Below are 16,575 nucleotides of genomic sequence, written 5' to 3'. Positions count from 1 at the left end.
ACCTCTCTCTGCCCGTGCATTCTCGGGACTGCTCGACGACCCGCGCGGTCACACCGGTCGAGGAGCGGCGGCTTGCCTACACGGATGCAGGTCTACCTGTCACGGTGCGTTTCCGGCCTCGGGGTCGACTGCCGTCAGCGCGGTGGTCAAGGTCCGGCTCGGCCGCATCACGGCCACGGTCTTGTCCTTGTCCGGCCGGTAGTAGCCACCGATGTCGACCGGCGCGCCCTGCACCTCGTTCAGCTCCCGCACGATCGTCTCCTCGTCCCTGGCCAGCGCTTCGGCCAGCGGGGCGAACTGTTCTGCGAGTTCCGGATCCTCGGTCTGCCCGGCAAGTTCCTGTGCCCAGTACATCGCGAGGTAGAACTGGCTGCCCCGGTTGTCGAGCTCGCCGACCTTGCGGGACGGGCTCTTGTTCGTCTCCAGCAGCTTGCCGGTCGCTGCATCGAGCGCGTTCGCCACGATCTTGGCGCGCTCGTTGCCGGTCTTGATGCCGAGGTCCTCCAGGCTTACGGCCAACGCCAGGAACTCACCGAGCGAATCCCAGCGCAGGTGGTTCTCCTCCACCAACTGCTTGACGTGCTTGGGCGCCGACCCGCCGGCACCCGTCTCGTACAGGCCGCCGCCCGCCATCAGCGGCACGATCGACAGCATCTTGGCGCTCGTACCGAGTTCGAGGATCGGGAACAGGTCGGTGAGGTAGTCACGCAGGATGTTGCCGGTCGCGGCGATGGTGTCCATACCGCGGATCAGCCGCTCCAGCGTGTACCGCATCGAGCGCACCTGCGACATGATGTGGATGTCGAGACCCTCGGTGTCGTGATCCTGCAGGTACAGCTCGACCTTCTTGATCAACTCGTTCTCGTGGGGGCGGTACGGGTCGAGCCAGAACAGGACCGGCATGCCGGAGTTGCGTGCCCGGGTGACCGCGAGCTTGACCCAGTCGCGGATCGGCGCGTCCTTGACGGTGCACATGCGCCAGATGTCACCCGCCTCGACGTGCTGGGTGAGCAGCACCTCACCGGTCTCGACATCGACGAAGTTGGCCTCGCCCTCCTCCGGAACCTCGAAGGTCTTGTCGTGCGAGCCGTACTCCTCGGCCTTCTGCGCCATGAGCCCGACGTTGGGAACGGTACCCATGGTCGTCGGGTCGAACGCGCCGTTGGTCTTACAGAAGTTGATGATCTCCTGGTAGATGCGCGCGAAGGTCGACTCCGGCATGACCGCCTTGACGTCCTTCGGTCGTCCGTCGGCGCCGTACATCTTGCCGCCCGAACGAATCATTGCGGGCATCGAGGCGTCCACGATGACATCGCTGGGGGAATGGAAGTTCGAGATGCCGCGGGCGGAATCGACCATGGCCAACTCGGGACGATGCTCGTGGCAGTTGTGCAGGTCCTGCTTGATTTCGTCCCGCTGTGTGCTGGGCAGCGCCTCGATCTTGTCGTACAGGTCGCCGAGACCGTTGTTGACGTTGACGCCCAGTTCGTCGAACAGCTTCTGATGCTTGGCGAAGGCGTCCTTGTAAAAGGTCTTCACCGCGTGGCCGAAGACGATGGGGTGCGAGACCTTCATCATCGTCGCCTTGACGTGGAGGGAGAACATCACGCCCGTCTTGCGCGCATCCTCCATCTGCTCCTCGTAGAACTCGAGCAACGCCTTCTTGCTCATGAACATGCTGTCCATGATGTCGCCCTCACCCAGCTCCACTTCGGGCTTGAGGACGATCGTCTCGCCACCCGTGGTCACCAGCTCCATCCGGACCTTGCGCGCCCGGTCCAGCGTCATCGACTTCTCACCGTGGTAGAAGTCGCCGTGCCGCATGTGCGCGACGTGGCTGCGTGAGGCCATCGACCACTCGCCCATGCTGTGCGGGTGCTTACGGGCGTACTCCTTCACCGCGCGGGGCGCGCGCCGATCGGAGTTGCCCTCACGCAGGACCGGGTTGACCGCGCTGCCGAGAATCTTGCCGTAGCGCTCCCGGATGGCACGCTCTTCGTCCGTCTTCGGGGCGTCCGGGAAATCCGGGACCTGGTAGCCCTTGCTCTGCAGTTCCTTGATGGCAGCCAGGAGCTGCGGCACCGACGCACTGATGTTGGGCAGTTTGATGATGTTGGTCTCGGGCAGCTGCGTCAGACGACCGAGCTCGGCCAGGTTGTCCGGGACGCGCTGCTCTTCCGTGAGGTGCTCGGGGAACTCGGCCAGGATCCGCGCAGGCACCGAGATGTCGCTGGTCTCGACCTCGATGCCCGCAGCCCCGGCGAAGGTACGCACGATTGGCAGGAAGGCGTAGGTCGCAAGCAACGGCGCCTCGTCGGTCAACGTATAGATAATGGTCGACTGTTTGTCGGCGCTCATTCTTGTCTCGACTCCCTACGTCAGTTCGGTCCGCCTCACGAAATGCTCCGCGTGCGGGATTGCATCGGGTATCAGGCTACGTGCGAGAACTCGAGAACGATATTTACTCGCCGGTAACTCGAACTCCGCCGACAGGCGTCGACCGCCCGCCGGGCGCCGTACCGTCGACCCCATGTCCGGTCGCGACCGAGAACGCCGCAGTCCGGCACGCCACCGATTAGATGATCCGTCGACCTGTCGTGATGCGGGTTCGCCCGGTGCGCAGCATCGCCGTCGAAAACAGGCCCCGCGATCAGCGGAAAGACTGCTGTCACAGTCGATTCCGTTGTCGAACTCGTCTTCGATCCCTTCGGCTGTCCGATGGCGGGTCGAACGCCGACACCCAGCAGATGACCTCGGCGCGGACGACCGTTCCGTCGGGAATCGAGGTTCGTCGATCGTCGCTCGAGGGAGACGACCGCGGGCCCGAGGCGAAGTCGCACGTCCACGTCGCGATGGAAAATTTCACATTTTTCGATCACCGACGGGAGCTCGTGACCGCGGCGGCATCAATCGCAGGCGGGCGCCGGAACATCCTCGAACAGCGGCGACCCGATCGGCACGAGGTACACCACGTCGAGGATCACCGGTTCCGTACCGAGATTCCGGCCCACGTGCAGGTGGTCCCGACCCGAGGGTTCGTTGATGAAATCGCCGGTCTCGAACACGACAGGCTTGCAGTCCCCTTCCGGATGCGTCAACGTGCCGGCCCGCACGAGGCCGAGCACGGGGCCATCGTGATAGTGCCAACCGGTGCTACCGCCCGGTTCGATGGTGATCTCCCGGGCGACGGCGTGCACGCCGTCGGGTACGAACGGCAGCAGTCCCGGAGGCACCTCGATGTCCACCCAGGTGACCCCTGAGATTCCCTCACTCGGGGTGGCATGGGCCCACCCGGGCACCGCCACCGTTACAGCACAGACCATCGCCGCGAGTACACCCTGCACGGAGCGCTTCATGCGCACGGACGCTACCGCCTACACGACACTGCTGCAGGACAACTCGTGCACTCGATGCACCCGTCCTCCGGTGGCCGCTCGACCGCGGCCCCGCTGCTCCATCCGTGACGGCTCACCCGGAACCCGGCGCGCCGGTAGCGTCTCGTGAATGACGAACTCGGATCACGGAGACCCCGGCGACGCTCCCACCGTGCCGCCGCCATTGACGGAAGTCGTCAACGCGACACGACCGTCTGCCGCCGAGGAAGCGCGGACGGTCGCGGCGTCGACGAACACCGGCACTCTCGCGACCCTCACGAAGGAAGGGGATCCCTGGGCCTCCTTCGTGACGTACGGACTGGTCGGAGGCTCACCGGTGTTGTGCGTGTCGCACATGGCAGAGCACGGCCGCAATCTTGCGCGCGATCCACGCGCAAGCATCGCGGTCGTGGCACCCGACCCGCAGTCCGACCCGCTCGCCGGTACCCGCATCACCCTCGCCGGGTACGTCGAGCGTCCCGAAGGTGAGGAGCTGGCCGCCGCGCGCGAAGCACACCTGGCCGCTGTCCCCGCGGCCCGCGTCTACATCGATTTCAGCGACTTCACGCTCTGGGTTCTTCGGGTTCAGCGCGTGCGCTGGGTCGGTGGGTACGGACGGATGGATTCGGCCACCGCCGAGGACTATGCCGAAGCCTTGCCGGATCCTGTGACCCCGTCGGCCGCTCCTGCGATCGCCCATCTCAACGACGATCACGCCGACGCATTGCTGACGATGGCCCGCAAGCTCGGCGGATTCCCGGATGCGACAGCGGCAACCTGTGTCGGAGCCGACCGATACGGCCTCGACCTCGATGTCACCACGCCGCGTGGGCGAGCCATGACGCGCGCCGGTTATCTGTCGCCGCTCGACTCCGCCGACGAATTACGCGCAGCAACAGTCGCTTTGGCTCGCGCAGCGCAATCACCGTGAGCACGGTCGATCCTGTGGATCGAGCATCGCTGCTGCCGTGGCCAGGTCGGATTCCTTCTCGGTGATCAGGGCGAACAATGCGTACCCGACCGGGGCCGCGTTCCAGAGATGCTCGACCTGTGCCGCCAGACCGTCGTGAACACGTCCGCCTGCATCGACATAGGCAGCGAGGGTGACCCGGAGCATCTCCTCCCCCGCCGCCCCGTACTGGATCACGAAATCGCGCGCGGGGTCGTCCACGCGTGCCGTCGTCCAGTCCAGGACACCGGTGACGGCACCGTCCTCGTCGAGCAGGACATGTGCGGGATAGATCTCGCCATGTGTCATGACCGTGTGGTCGGGCCAGCAGCTGTCGTCGTCGAGCCACTCCGCCCACGCGCCGGCGAGGGCGGGCGCGACGGTGAAGGCGTCGTGCACCCGTGTGATGTCGTCCCGCCAGGCCCGGCGTGTCCGGTCGGGTGAGCGTACTTCCACACCGACCGCATCTGCTCGTTCCGCGTCGATCGAGTGCAGGCGTGCCAGAAGACGTCCCAGCCGCCGGGCATAGCGAGGGTCGGCGGGGTCCATGTGCCAGACGGGTTCACCGGCATCGTTCAGGGTCAGTCCCGGCGCGCCCGGAAGAGCACGGTAGGCGATGAGGTCGGGCTCGTGGATCTCCCAGCGTGGCACCGCGATGCCGTCCTCGGCGAGGACGGGTCCGACCAGATCGAGGATGCGCAGTTCGTCGGCCGTCTTCGCCGACACGTCGGACCTGCGTGGGATGCGCAGGACCCACCGTCGGCCGGTGTCGTCGGACGCGAGAACGACGCGGTAGTCGAGTCCCGCCTCGTTCACCGTGACGTCGTCGGCCGACAGGTGCAGGCCGTGCCTGGCGGCGAGCGAAAGGGCATCGGTGACGTCGAACGGACTCATGCGATTCACGCTCTCATCGCCGCGTGGTTCCGGTCCATCGATTTCCTCGGGCGGTCGTGGAGGCTCCTCTGCTGTTACAGGTGGCGAACAGGTCGGCCCCACGCGCGTGTCCTGCCCCGGAATCGCCGGACACTCGTGGCAATGTCCACAGAATGCATCCGTACGACCAGGGGTTCGAGCCTCCGCAAGCATGCTCGGAGTGGTGCCGAGCGCGTTCGTTCGACCTGCAGGTGCTCGACGAAGGCGTCACCGTCGATCTGAAGTGGTGGAACAGCCACCTCGAGCGCGCCGGGCACGAGATCCGCCTCCGGGGACGGAATCTCGACGGACGGATCATCGATGACGGCGACGCGATCGTCCAACGCAACGACCTCCGCTCGGACAGTGAACTGATCGAGGCCGACCACGCGGGCCTGGGCCTGTTGTTCCTGTGCGCGGCGTGGCGCAGCGCGCATGCGCGACGACGTGGCGCTCGACGTTTTCCGGATGTCCGGGACGCACACGCCCCGAAGGGCCGGGACCGGTTCACCAAGATCAAGGGAGTCCTCGACTACTGCGCGAAGACCAAGTCCCTGCCCGACACCGCGCGGCAGACCTGGTCCGGATGGCCGGATACCCCCGGGGTCGGCGTACCACTGCTGGCGACCTATCTGTGGGCGGTCGAGGTGCGGACCGAGGCGGGCCCGGCGCAACTTCTCGATCAGCATGCGGTGTCGACGCTCGTCCACGAAGGATGGCTCGAGGATCCGTCGGTCGCGGACTTCACGCTGCGGCGCTATCTCCGGTACGTCGAACTCCTCAACATGTGGGCGTCGTTGATCGCCACGCGTCCGGAGATGGTCGAGATGTGGCTCGTCGACCGCTGGCACGCCCGTATCTGCGAAGCCCGGGACGGATCTCACGCAACTCCGCGATTGTTCTGACCCTCCTCCGATCCACCGCGTTACTCCCCTCGAGTGGGGGACGATCGCGGGGTCGTCGAGAGGCGCACCCGGTCGATCACGACGGAGACGGCGATCACGGTCACCGCGACCAGCAGAGCCCCCACCGACAGTCCTTCTCCTGCAACCATGATGTCTTCGTGGTCCTGGTCGTGCCGCCGGGAAGGCGTCATGATGGAGAAGTGACGCCCGCGTCGCCCGGAGAGCTCGTCCTCCTCGCCCGGATCCACTCGTGTGATCCGGAATCGCTGTGCGCCGATTCCGTTCACGCACGAGGAGCAGCACCATGACTTCGATCGAACCCGCCGGCGGCGGGGGTGGCGGGACGATGGCCCGCCCGAATTCGTCCGGGTTGGCCGACGTCATCGACACCATCCTGGACAAGGGGCTCGTCATCGACGCGTTCGTGCGGGTCTCCCTCGTCGGCATCGAACTCGTGACCATCGACGCCCGCATCGTGGTCGCGAGCGTCGACACCTATCTGCGGTTCGCCCAGGCCGTGGACAGACTCGAGATCTCGCAGACCCAGCCGAAAGGTGTGCCCGAGATCGTCGGCGACGTCGGCGGGAAGGCCGTGGAGAGCGCCGCCGAGCACAAGACCCGCGGTGCCCTCGACTCCGCGGCCGAGAAGGTCCTCGGGTTCTTCGACGACGTGGCGGAGAAGCGACAGGAAGCTCCGCGACGCAAGAAGAAGCAGCGGTGACTCCCCGAACCGGAATACCGTCGCAGTAGCAGGGCGCTGCCCTTTCCTGTCGGCGAACGTCCGGCGGAGCAGGTGGACGTGGCGATACGGTCGGAATCGCCGCACGTCGACGGAGGGGGTTGTTGTGGCGGTTTTCGAACAGGATCGCGCGCTGATGATCCGGCTGTGGCGCATGTGGGGTTCTCGCGCCGCCGAACTGTCCGACGAGCAGTGGACGACCGAGACCCGGCTACCGGGCTGGACGGTCCGGGACGTCTACGTGCACATCACACCGGACGTGATGATCGAGATGCTCACCGCGCCACCGGCGGACGGTGAGGCGAAGGTGACCAGCGCCGCGGAGATGCTCCGGATCCTCAACGCCGATCCGGTCGAAGCCGAACCGAGGCACGAGCGGATGGCCGAGACGGTGCGCCGACTGGCAGCCGATGTCGAGCGCGCCGCCGTCGCGACCCGCTTCGAATCCGAGTTCCCCGCCGCCTTCGACCGGATCCCCGGATTGAGCCGTGCCTCCGTGATCGCGCACCCGTTCCTGGAGTCGGTCGCGCTCGGCGCCTTCCTCGACATGGCGATCCTGGAGACCACGATCCACTGGCTCGACGTGATCGACGCGGTCGGCGGACCACGACCCGAGACGATGGCGCTCGAACGGACACGGAACATCCTCGCCGCGGTGCCCGATCCGCTCACCTTCGTCGAGGCCGCGTCGGGTCGCTCCGACGCGGCGATCCTTCCGGTCATGCACTGAAGGACCACGCGTCGTCGCTCTATGCTCGGACGATGTTCCTTCTCTTCGGCTTCGGCACCAAGCGACAGAACCTCGGTCCGGGGCAGGACCGGACGTGTCCGCGCTGCCACAACACCACGCAGTGGCTCCGCGTCCGGGAGTCCAAGCAGTTCACATTGTTCTTCGTGCCGGTCGCGCGGTGGGGCCGCCGACAGTCGGAGCAGTGCGGGATCTGCGGTACCGCCGTGGAGATCTGAGCCCGGTCAGTCCGGATCGGCGAAGGCGGGAGCACGCTCGGTCATTCCCGCCGTGACCGCCTCGATCTGATTGGGCGACCCCATCAACTCGACCTGCAGCGTGCTCTCGAGCATCAGCGCGGACTCCGCATCCGAGCCCGTCCACGTCTCCTCGTACAGGCGCTTGGCCGCCTGCACGGCGTGCGGCGACTTGCCGGCGATCTCGTGGGCCAGCTCCTGCGCCGCGACGAGCGGATCGTCCGAGACGTGGGTGACAAGCCCGAGCGCGTCGGCCTCGGTGCCGGTGAGGATGCGCCCGGTGAAGGTGAGTTCCTTCGCTACGTCGAGGCCGACGAGTCGCGGCAGGCTCTGAGTGATCCCCATGTCGGGGACGAGGCCCCACTTGACCTCCATGATCGACAGCCGCGCGTCGGGCGTCGCGAAGCGGATGTCTGCGCCGAGGGCGATCTGCAGGCCGCCGCCGAAGCAGTTGCCCGTGATCGCGGCGATCACCGGGGCCGGGACGCGGGACCAGCCGTAGGCCACGCGTTGGGCGTGGTTGGCGATGTGGCCGTCCGCGCGGGCGAGCAGATCCCGCGGGCCACTGCCGTCGTGGTTGCCGAGACCTGTGATGTCGAGACCGGAGCAGAAGCTCTTACCGGCGCCGTGGAGCACGACGGCGCGGACCGTGCGGTCGGTCGCGAGCTGCTCGGTGGCGTCGACGATCGCATCGAACATCGCCGGGTCGAGCGCGTTGTGCTTCTCGGCGCGGGTCAAGGTCACGGTTGCGACACCGAACTCGTCGATCTCGATCCGCACTCTCTGCTCGCTCATCCGCCGAACCTCCTCGAGAACTGGTGGGGATCGGGACGTCCGGAGAATCCTGCCCGCGATCGCGAAGCCGACTGTACAGCAGGGATTTCGCTGTCGACGGCGAACATGCGAGCGGCCGCGGCCAACGTCCTCGGAGGCCGTTCGAAGACACGCCGTCATCCGCGTCCCGCCCGCCTCCGGCGTGCGGACCGTGACCGAACCGTTATAGTCGGCGTCATGACTACAGTTCTCGGTGTCTCGGTCGGTGCCAGCGCGGTGCGCTTTGCGCGACGTGACACCGGGAGCGTCGACAGCCCGATCTTCCGCTCCCACTCGATGCCCGCCCTGCTCGACCGGCCGGCCGAACTGGCCGCGGAGTCCATCGAGACGATGCTCGCCGAGACCGACGAGATCGAGCAGGTGCGCGCCGTCGGCGTCGCGTACCAGAACGAGACGCAGGCCGATTTCGTCCAGGGCGCGATGAGCCGACTGGACATCGACAACTTCCGGCTCGTCCCGGAAGTGACCGCAGCGCTCGAAATGCTGGAAACCACAGGAGATCTCGGCGACCACGAGACACTCGTGTTCTACGACCTCGGCAGCTCGGGCCTCACTGTCACGGTCGTCGACCGGGGCACCCGCATCGCATTGAGCACGGCGCGCTCGGACCGGATCAGCGGCGACCTCGTCGACCGCCTGATCTACGACCACCACGTCGAACTGCAGCGTTTCACCGAGCCGGCCGACATGGCGGCACAGCGGGCCCTCACCGCCCGGTGCCGCGACGCGAAGGAGCAGCTGTCCTCGAAGGACGCGGTGTGCATGCCCGGCAAGGGTGGTCTGCTGCTGCTCTCGCAGGACAGCTTCGATTCGCTCATCGACGGACCCGTGAAGGCCTCGGCCCGCCTCACCCTCGACGTCATCCGCCGCTCGGGACGCACTCCCGACGCCGCGGTGCTCATCGGGGGCGGAGCGAACATTCCACTGGTCACCGCCGTGATGGAGTCGTGGCTTGACATTCCGGTGATCGTGCCCTCGCAGCCCGAACTCGTGGCGGCGGAAGGCGCGGCGCTCCTCGCCCGCCCGGACACCGCGAAGGTCGTCGAGACGGCGGAGTTCGCCGCGCCGACGGAGTTCACCGAGACCGCACAGTTCGCCCCGCAGCTGGTCGCGCCGGACGCGCCGACCGAGAGCTTCGCTGCCGCCGACATCCGGCAGGAGACCGAGACGCCCGCGCAACCGCGGAACCGTCGACGCCTCCTGCTCGCCGGTGGTGCCGTCGTCGTCGCAGCGGCGATCGGCCTCGGTGTCGACCTGCTGCAGAATTCCGGTCGCGATCCGCAGCCCACCGCCACCCAACAGGAGATGCAGGAGCCACCGGCGCAACCGGCGGCGGAGCCCCGGCCCACGACCACCACGGACGCATCGACCGCGCCGGAAACCGTCCCGGCGGTGTCGGACGAGCAGTCGACGGCCACCGATCGCAGCGAGACCCGCACCACCTACCGGCCGCAGACGACGGCGGAGACCTCCACACAGGTCCCCACCACCACCGGCGCGCAGGACGACGCGGCGGCCGACACCTCGGTGCCGTCACTCGAACCGGAGCCGGCCCCGCTGGTCCCCGGACTCCCCCAGTTCGAGCTGCCGACGCTGCCGCCGCCTCCGCAGATCCAGCTCCCGCAGCTGCCCCGCATTCCCGGTTTCTGATCGGTCAGCCGCAGACCGCCGGGGTGTGGCGCGCCGTCGCAGGTTCCGGATGAGGCAGCAGTCGCTGCCACCACCGGGCCACCCGCGGGCTCGGAATCAGTCGCGCGACACGGAACCGGTTCGTCTCGGGTCCGGTCCGAACCGGCGGCTCGGGCGGCAGGATCTGCTCTCTCTGCGCCGAGCGCACGCGTTCGTCGTGGCACCAATCGACCACCACCGACCGCGCTCCGCTGCGGATGATCAGCGACCGCACGGGCCCGTCCACGAAGACCTCCCGATCGACGTGATGAGGTCCGGGATGCCCGGGCTCCGGGGCGGAGGCGACGCCCAACAGGATCTCGGGTTCGGTGGACGGCCGGCTCGCCTCGACCAGCAGACGCTCCTCGTCGACCTCGCGGACCGTGACGTCGCTGTGTCCCGAGACGTCGCCCACCAGCAACGCCACGTAGTCGGTCTCGCTCTCCGAATCGCGAATGGCCAGCAATCGGGCCTTCCGGGAACCGCAGCGCAGGGACTCGTCGAGCTCCGGCGTCACCGCGCGCGCATCCGCTGCAGTGCTCAGGTCGATCCGTCTCGACGTCCAGCTGAAGAACGGCTCCGACGATGTCGTGGTCATCACCAGCTCCTTCGGCCGTTTTCCATTCGCGTGCTCCGACGACTCCATCGTGGTCGCCGAGAGTGGGGACGTCGCGCGTAGTGGAGTACTCGATCTGCGGTCGCCCGCGGGAGGTGAAATCTCCAACCCGGAGATATCCGCACTTCGCGGATCTACGATCGTGTGCATGGATCAGCGCTGGCCACTGATTCAGCGGCGGGGGGAACTGGAAATCATTGTCGCGGCCCTGACGGACCACGACCGAGGCGGTGTGGTCCTCACCGGAGATCCCGGAGTCGGCAAGACCACCCTGGCCCGCATGGCCACCGGCTCGCTGTCCGCCCCGGTGCGCTGGATCGCAGGAACGGAATCCGCTCGGAGCATCCCTCTGGGTGCCTTCGCGCACCTCATCGAAGCTCCCCCTGCCAGCGACCCCGTCGCCTTCCTCGCTGCCGCACGGCAGGCGCTGCTGAACGAACACGGATCCGATCGCGCACGCCTCGTCCTCGGTGTCGACGACGCCCACCTGCTCGATCCTCTGTCGGCCACCTTCCTCCATCAGCTCGCCCTCGATCGTGCGGTCCACACGGTCGCCACGGTCCGCAACGGCGAAGTCGTGCCCGACGCCGTCACCTCCCTGTGGAAGGACGGCCATCTCATCCGCCTGGAGCTGTCACCGTTCACCCGGCAGCAGTGCATCGATCTCATCGAGACCGTGCTCGGTGGACCCCTGGAGGAGTTGAGCGCCGACCTGATCTGGAAGGCCTCGGGTGGGAACGCCCTGTTCGTCCACCATCTCGTGGTCGGCACCCGCGAGGCCGGCACGCTCCGCCAGGTGGGGAACGTGTGGCAGCTTCGAGGCGGCACCGCCGTCACCTCCGAACTCGCATCGCTCCTCGAACATCGCATCGACCACCTCACGCCCGAGGTGCTGCAGGCCCTGCAGTTGCTGGCGTTCTGCGAACCGCTCGATCTCGAGATCCTCTGTGGCCTCGCCGGCGACGACGCAGTCGAGGAAGCCGAACGACGAGGACTGATCGACGTCGTCGACGACAACCGCAACTACCGCGTCCGCTACACCCATCCCCTCTTCGGTGAGGTCGTGCGCCGCCGCGTGGGGCGGGTCGCGGGTCGCAGGATCCGCGGGCAGCTCGTCGAAGCACTGAACTCGCGCGTGCAACGAGGCCCGACCGACCGGATCCGTCTGGCCGAACTCTCCCTGGACAGCAGCCGGTCCGTCGACCCCGAGTTGCTCGAGACCGCGGCCCACGACGCGATCGCCCTGGGTGATGCCCCGCTGGCCGAACGTCTCGCACGCGCGGCATTCGACGCCACGGGGACGTTCTCGGCCGCGGATCTCCTCGCCCGAGCATTGGTGTGGCTGGACGGGATCAGCGAGGCCGAGTCCGTGCTCGCTTCGTTCGATCCCCGCACCCTCGACGAGAGCGAACTTGTGCGATGGGGCACGACCCGCATCTCCAATCTGTTCTGGGCGATGGGAAACGCCGCCGAGGCCCAGCAGGTGCTCGCGACCCTCCGCGAACTCGTCACGCGCCCGCACCTGAGGCAGGTGGTCGATGCGATCGACTGCGGGTGCGCGGTGTACGAAGGGCGCCCCCGCGACGCGCTCGCTCTCGCCCATCGCGTCCTCGCCACCGAAACCGCGCTCCCCTGGGCCGTCGAGTGGGCGTTCTTCGGCGGCGGACTCGCCCTCGCCGTGATGGGACGCGGTCACGAGGTCCCCGCGATGGCGGCGCGCTGCTCGGCGATCGCCCATCAGGTCGACGACCTGCTGCGTTATCCGGCCGGACTGGGCGAGGTCCTCGCACTGCTCCTCACCGGAAACCTCGACGAGGCCGAGCGTCGGGCCGAAACCTACCGGGAGAGCGCGATGCGCGGTCCCGCCGACGCCCACGGGACCGTCACGTCGACGGGGCAGTATCTCGCGTGGGGCCTGGCGAACATCCTGCTCGGCGTCGTCGACACCGCGCGCGGGCGGTTCGTCCACGCTGCGCACCGCCTCGAACAGGCGGTCGCCGCGCTCCAGGTGGACGACCGGGCTGCCACCGTCTCCTGGAACGTGCCGGCGTACATCGCCCTCACACAGGGCTACGCCGTCCTCGGGCGTGTCAACGACGCGGATGCCGCTCTGGCTCAGGCGACCTCGCGCAGTGGGCGGCACGTCGCCGTCTTCGAGCCGCAACTCCGGATCGCAGAGGCCTGGCTCGCCGCGGCGCGCGGGGAGACCACGAACGCAATCACTTCGGCCCGTGAGGCGGCGGAGATCGCGGCGCGACACGATCAGTTCGCCGTCGAGGCGATCGCCCTGCACGCCGCCACCCGGTTCGGGGATCGCACCACCGCGGAACGACTTTCGACGCTGGCCGAGCAGTGCGACGGACGTCTCGTCGCCGCCATGGCCGCCCACGCGACCGCTTCCGCGGAGGCGGACGGTCGGGGGCTGACCGTGGCCGCGGAGACCTTCGAGGCGCTCGGGGCCCTCGCCGACGCAGCCGATGCCCACGCCCTGGCCGCCATCGCCTACCGCGACCACGGCGACACCCGACGGTCCGTCGAAGCCGCCGCCGCGGCTGCGGCCCTGGCTGCGCGATGCGATCACGCCACGTCGCCGGCACTGGACGAAGCGGCCCGCCCGCTTCCCCTGACCAGCCGGGAACGAGAGATCGCCGCCATGGTCACCGCCGGGCTGTCCAACCGGCAGATCGCCGACCGGCTCGTGGTATCGGTCCGCACCGTCGAGGGGCACATCTACCGGGCGTGCACCAAACTCGACGTCTCCGACCGCACGGAGCTCGCCGAGTTGATGCGCGACACGGGTCGGCGCTAGCGCGACCGCCGGTTCATCCCATCGACTTCGACCCATCGAGGGACTCGCGGATGATGTCGGCGTGGCCGGCGTGCTGCGTCGTCTCGGCGACGATGTGCAGCAGTGCGCGACGCACCGACCAGGCGTCCTCGGTATTCCACGGGGCCTTGGGAAGTTCGTGCACGACGTCCAGCGACGGCAGCGTGCGCACCAGCTCGTCGGTTCGGGCCGCCACCTCGTCGTAGGCGCGCAGCGCACCTTCGAGGGTCTCACCGGGCTGCAGCTGGAAGTCCTTGTCGCGTTCGGCGAAATCCTCTTCGGTCCACTCGGTGAAATCCTTCTCCATGTAGTCGGCTCCGACCACGAGGAAATCCGCCCATCCCCGCTCGACTTCGGTGACGTGCTTGATGAGTCCGCCGATCGTCAAGGCGCTCACCGTCGTTCGTTGCGACGCCTGTTCAGTGGTGAGATCGCGAGCCGTGAACCGCAGGAAGTGCCGCGCGTGGGCGAGGCTCGACAGCAGATCGCGGCGTTCCTGGTCGAGGGTCGGGGTGGCGTTCCGGGTGGTGGTGGTCTCGGTCATCGGGTGCTCCTCGTCGTCGTGGTCCGGCAAGAACTACGCTACGAGCCATTGGTGCCAGTTTCTGTCACTTATAGGTCTGCAGGTGCGGAAGAATGAGGTCATGTCCGACACGAGCTCCCGCACCCTGCGGCTTCTGTCGCTGTTGCAGACCCACCGCTACTGGCTCGGCGCCGAACTCGCCGACCGGATGGGAGTCTCGCTGCGAACCCTGCGCCGCGACATCGAACGTCTCCGCGATCTCGGTTATCCGGTGCGGTCCGATCGTGGGGTCGGCGGCGGGTACCAGCTCGCGCCGGGCGCGTCGTTGCCACCGCTGGCCCTCGACGACGACGAAGCGGTCGCGCTCGCGGTGGGACTTCTCACCGCGGCGCAGACCTCCATCACCGGGATCGCCGAGATCTCGGTGCGGGCGCTGGCCAAGGTCATCCAGGTGATGCCGCCGCGGCTGCGACGCCAGGTGGAGGCGCTCGATGCGGCGACGGTCTCCGCCGACATCCCCTGGGCGACCCGCGCGACCGATTCGCAGCAACTCGTCACCGTCGCGCGGGCCTGCCGCGACGACGAACGCATCGTCTTCGAGTACACCGCGGCCGATGGCACCGCGACGAGCCGGCGCGTCGAACCCCGGCAACTCGTCTCCCTCGGACGACGCTGGTATCTCGTCGGCTACGACCTCGACCGCGGCGACTGGCGCAGCTTCCGGCTCGACCGCATGGCCGAGACCGCCGCCACCGGGATGCGATTCCGGCAACGCGAGCTGCCCGGGGGTGACGCCGCGACCTTCGTCGAACGCGGCATCCGGAGCCGTTCCCAGGTGAAGGTCAGCGCGGAACTGGAGGCGTCGGCGCACGAGGTGCGGCGTCGGATCGGTCAGTGGACCGAGGTGATCGCGATCGACTCCGAGCGCTGCCGGATCGAGGTGGACGCCGACAGCATGGACTGGGCGGTCTTCGCCGTGGGCATGTCCGGTGGGCGGCTGCTCGGCGCGTCGCCACCGGAGTTCGTCGAGTACCTGGAGAACTGGTCGAATCGGCTGGTCACCGCCGTCGAACACTCGGAATGACCACCATCCGGCGCTATGACCCATCCCACAATCGGCCGGGCATCGGAATGCCGTCGGGGGTGGGGGTGGTTGCGCCACCCATGGATCTGTTCACACCTGTAGCCCTCGGAGACCTCGAACTCGCGAACCGCATCGTCATGGCCCCGCTGACCCGCCTGCGTGGTGGTTCCGCCGGTGTACCCGGAGATCTGATCGTCGAGCACTACCGTCAGCGGGCGAGTGTCGGCCTGATCATCGCCGAGGGAACCTATGTGAACTTCGAATCGCAGGCCTTCGTCGGTCAGCCCGGCATCGTCACCGACGAGCAGGTCGCCGGCTGGCGTCGCGTCGCGGATGCCGTGCACGAGCGCGACGGACGCATCGTGGTGCAGTTGATGCACGGCGGCCGCGTCACGCATCCCGACGTCAACGGCGGCCGACGCGTCGTCGGGCCGAGCGCCATCGCGATCGACGGCCAGGTGCACACCGAGCAGGGCAAGCAGCCCTACCCCGTGCCCCACGCACTGACCACCGACGAGATTCCGTCCGTCATCGACGACTTCGTCGCCTCGGCCCGCCGTGCGATCGACGCCGGACTCGACGGTGTCGAGGTCCACAGCGCCAACGGATATCTGTTGCACGAATTCCTCTCCCCCGCATCGAACGTGCGGGACGACGAGTACGGCGGTTCGGTGGAGAACCGGATCCGTCTCGTCGTCGAGGTCGTGAAGGCCGTGTCGGAAGCGGTCGGCGCCGGGCGCGTCGGACTGCGGATCTCCCCCGAACACAACATCCAGGACGCCGTCGAGACCGATCGCGACGATGTGCGTGCCGCCTACGGTGCTCTGGTCGAGGCCCTGCAGCCCCTCGGTCTGGCCTATCTGTCCGTCCTCCACAAGGAGCCGACCGGCGATCTCGTGCAGGAACTCCGGAAGCGTTTCGGCGGCAAGGTGATCGCCAACAGTGGCTTCGGTTCGCCGACCACGCGCGACGAGGCCGTGCAGCTGATCGAGGATTCGCACGCCGACGCCGTGGCCGTCGGCCGCGCACTGATCGCCAGTCCCGACCTGGCCGAGCGCTGGCGGGACGGGCAGCCGGAGAACGCACCGCGTCCGGAGCTGTTCTACGCGTCCGGAGCCGAGGGGTACACCGACTACCCGTTCCTGCAGACCGTCTGAGCG

At 67.9% G+C, this 16,575-nt stretch carries 16 protein-coding genes; 9 read left to right on the top strand and 7 right to left on the bottom strand.

Annotation, left to right across the window (positions count from 1 at the left end; translation table 11 throughout):
* Positions 1–99 precede the first annotated feature (99 nt).
* Both ACNJ7K_RS23785 and ACNJ7K_RS23780 read right to left on the bottom strand, forming a co-directional pair.
* The gene (locus tag ACNJ7K_RS23785; protein WP_283480414.1) at positions 100–2,358 is read right to left on the bottom strand and encodes an NADP-dependent isocitrate dehydrogenase; all 2,259 of its coding nucleotides are present in this window, start codon (positions 2,356–2,358) and stop codon (positions 100–102) included.
* 548 nt (positions 2,359–2,906) lie between these two features.
* Positions 2,907–3,356: a cupin domain-containing protein gene (locus tag ACNJ7K_RS23780; RefSeq protein ID WP_085468199.1), complete on the bottom strand. Its 450-nt coding sequence runs from the start codon at positions 3,354–3,356 to the stop codon at positions 2,907–2,909.
* A gap of 148 nt (positions 3,357–3,504) precedes the next feature.
* On the opposite strand from ACNJ7K_RS23780, the gene ACNJ7K_RS23775 reads away from it, so the two are divergent.
* Positions 3,505–4,305, top strand: coding sequence for a HugZ family pyridoxamine 5'-phosphate oxidase (locus ACNJ7K_RS23775; RefSeq protein WP_085468198.1), 801 nt, complete (start codon positions 3,505–3,507; stop codon positions 4,303–4,305).
* Here ACNJ7K_RS23775 and ACNJ7K_RS23770 read toward each other — a convergent pair.
* Complete coding sequence (locus ACNJ7K_RS23770) at positions 4,297–5,217, bottom strand: macrolide 2'-phosphotransferase (protein WP_159418332.1); 921 nt, start codon at positions 5,215–5,217, stop codon at positions 4,297–4,299. The genes ACNJ7K_RS23775 and ACNJ7K_RS23770 overlap by 9 nt on opposite strands.
* Positions 5,218–5,369: 152 nt before the next feature.
* Between ACNJ7K_RS23770 and ACNJ7K_RS23765 the strand changes: the two genes are divergently transcribed.
* Positions 5,370–6,140: an 8-oxoguanine DNA glycosylase OGG fold protein gene (locus tag ACNJ7K_RS23765; protein WP_085468197.1), complete on the top strand. Its 771-nt coding sequence runs from the start codon at positions 5,370–5,372 to the stop codon at positions 6,138–6,140.
* A gap of 20 nt (positions 6,141–6,160) precedes the next feature.
* Here ACNJ7K_RS23765 and ACNJ7K_RS23760 read toward each other — a convergent pair whose 3' ends face one another.
* Positions 6,161–6,427, bottom strand: a complete 267-nt coding sequence (locus ACNJ7K_RS23760; protein ID WP_085468196.1) for a hypothetical protein — start codon at positions 6,425–6,427, stop codon at positions 6,161–6,163.
* Between the two features lie 59 nt (positions 6,428–6,486).
* Between ACNJ7K_RS23760 and gvpJ the strand changes: the two genes are divergently transcribed.
* From gvpJ to ACNJ7K_RS23745, 3 genes are all read left to right on the top strand, one after another.
* Positions 6,487–6,861, top strand: coding sequence for a gas vesicle protein GvpJ (gvpJ, locus tag ACNJ7K_RS23755; protein ID WP_085468312.1), 375 nt, complete (start codon positions 6,487–6,489; stop codon positions 6,859–6,861).
* A gap of 124 nt (positions 6,862–6,985) precedes the next feature.
* Positions 6,986–7,609, top strand: a complete 624-nt coding sequence (locus tag ACNJ7K_RS23750; protein ID WP_174247037.1) for a maleylpyruvate isomerase N-terminal domain-containing protein — start codon at positions 6,986–6,988, stop codon at positions 7,607–7,609.
* Between the two features lie 32 nt (positions 7,610–7,641).
* A complete protein-coding gene (locus tag ACNJ7K_RS23745) occupies positions 7,642–7,845 on the top strand; it encodes a zinc-ribbon domain-containing protein (protein WP_159418333.1) in 204 nt (67 codons plus the stop codon).
* 6 nt (positions 7,846–7,851) lie between these two features.
* Here ACNJ7K_RS23745 and ACNJ7K_RS23740 read toward each other — a convergent pair whose 3' ends face one another.
* Positions 7,852–8,658 (bottom strand): crotonase/enoyl-CoA hydratase family protein, encoded by an 807-nt coding sequence (locus tag ACNJ7K_RS23740; RefSeq protein WP_487042276.1) that lies wholly within the window; start codon positions 8,656–8,658, stop codon positions 7,852–7,854.
* Positions 8,659–8,874: 216 nt separating this feature from the next.
* On the opposite strand from ACNJ7K_RS23740, the gene ACNJ7K_RS23735 reads away from it, so the two are divergent.
* Positions 8,875–10,347: a DUF7159 family protein gene (locus tag ACNJ7K_RS23735; RefSeq protein ID WP_487042275.1), complete on the top strand. Its 1,473-nt coding sequence runs from the start codon at positions 8,875–8,877 to the stop codon at positions 10,345–10,347.
* Between the two features lie 4 nt (positions 10,348–10,351).
* On the opposite strand, the gene ACNJ7K_RS23730 is transcribed toward ACNJ7K_RS23735, so the two are convergent.
* On the bottom strand, positions 10,352–10,963 hold the full coding sequence (locus tag ACNJ7K_RS23730; RefSeq protein WP_487042274.1) for a hypothetical protein: 612 nt from the start codon (positions 10,961–10,963) through the stop codon (positions 10,352–10,354).
* 166 nt (positions 10,964–11,129) lie between these two features.
* On the opposite strand from ACNJ7K_RS23730, the gene ACNJ7K_RS23725 reads away from it, so the two are divergent.
* A complete protein-coding gene (locus ACNJ7K_RS23725; protein ID WP_487042273.1) occupies positions 11,130–13,790 on the top strand; it encodes a helix-turn-helix transcriptional regulator in 2,661 nt (886 codons plus the stop codon).
* A 13-nt stretch (positions 13,791–13,803) separates the two neighbouring features.
* On the opposite strand, the gene ACNJ7K_RS23720 is transcribed toward ACNJ7K_RS23725, so the two are convergent.
* Positions 13,804–14,352 carry a DinB family protein gene (locus ACNJ7K_RS23720; protein ID WP_183070697.1) on the bottom strand — a complete coding sequence of 183 codons (549 nt, stop codon included), beginning with the start codon at positions 14,350–14,352 and terminating at the stop codon, positions 13,804–13,806.
* Between the two features lie 100 nt (positions 14,353–14,452).
* Here ACNJ7K_RS23720 and ACNJ7K_RS23715 point away from each other — a divergent pair, with 100 nt between their 5' ends.
* Both ACNJ7K_RS23715 and ACNJ7K_RS23710 read left to right on the top strand, forming a co-directional pair.
* A complete protein-coding gene (locus ACNJ7K_RS23715; protein ID WP_159418338.1) occupies positions 14,453–15,415 on the top strand; it encodes a helix-turn-helix transcriptional regulator in 963 nt (320 codons plus the stop codon).
* 80 nt (positions 15,416–15,495) lie between these two features.
* The gene (locus ACNJ7K_RS23710) at positions 15,496–16,572 is read left to right on the top strand and encodes an alkene reductase (protein ID WP_487042272.1); all 1,077 of its coding nucleotides are present in this window, start codon (positions 15,496–15,498) and stop codon (positions 16,570–16,572) included.
* Positions 16,573–16,575 lie beyond the last annotated feature (3 nt).

The organism is Rhodococcus shunpengi (assembly GCF_048381395.1).
GTDB lineage: Bacteria > Actinomycetota > Actinomycetes > Mycobacteriales > Mycobacteriaceae > Rhodococcus.
This window is presented reverse-complemented; position numbering and strand designations above follow the sequence as displayed.